The 795-nt window shown below is 67.2% G+C and carries 1 pseudogene; it reads left to right on the forward strand.

What is annotated here, in order from left to right:
* A pseudogene (locus FUT87_RS26600) lies at window positions 1-795 on the forward strand (FAD-dependent monooxygenase); the annotation flags it as partial.

Raw genomic sequence — 795 nt, forward strand, 5'->3', positions numbered from 1 at the left:
GCACCATGGTCTCGGGCGGGCATGGCTTCTGCGGCATCGGCCGCCGCAAGCTGCTGGACATCCTGCGCGCGCGCTGCGAGCAACTGGGCGTCGCGATCCGCTACGAGACCGAGGTCGTCGACGACGCGGACATCGATGCGACCTGATCATCGCGGCCGATGGCCTCAACAGCCGCCTGCGCCAGAAGTACGCCGTGACCTACCAGCCCGACATCGACCTGCGGCAGTGCCGCTTCGTCTGGCTCGGCACCACCAAGCTCTTCGACGCCTTCACCTTCGACTTCCAGAAGACCGAATGGGGATGGTTCCAGGCGCATGCCTACCGTTTCGACGAGACGCACTCGACCTTCATCGTCGAGACGCCCGAGCCGGTGTGGAAGGCCGCCGGCCTGGAGGACATGAGCAAGGAGGACGGCATCGTCTTCTGCGAGCGGCTCTTCGCCAAGGTGCTGGAGGGCCATCCGCTGATCTCCAACGCGGCGCACCTGCGCGGATCCGCGCAGTGGATCCGTTTCCCGCGCGTGGTCTGCAAGCGCTGGGTGCATCACAACGGCCGCGCGCCCGGTGGTGCTGATGGGCGGACGCGGCGCACACGGCGCATTTCTCGATCGGCTCGGCACCAAGCTCGCGCTGGAGGATGCGATCGCGCTGGCCCGCGACATCGAACGCACGGTGGTGGCGTGGAGAGCCTGTCCGTCGCGCTCGACGAATACGAAGCCACGCGCTCGATCGAGGTGCTGCGCATCCAGAACGCGGCGCGCAATTCGACCGAGTGGTCGAGAACGTCGACCGCACG

Source organism: Mitsuaria sp. TWR114 (assembly GCF_007997345.1).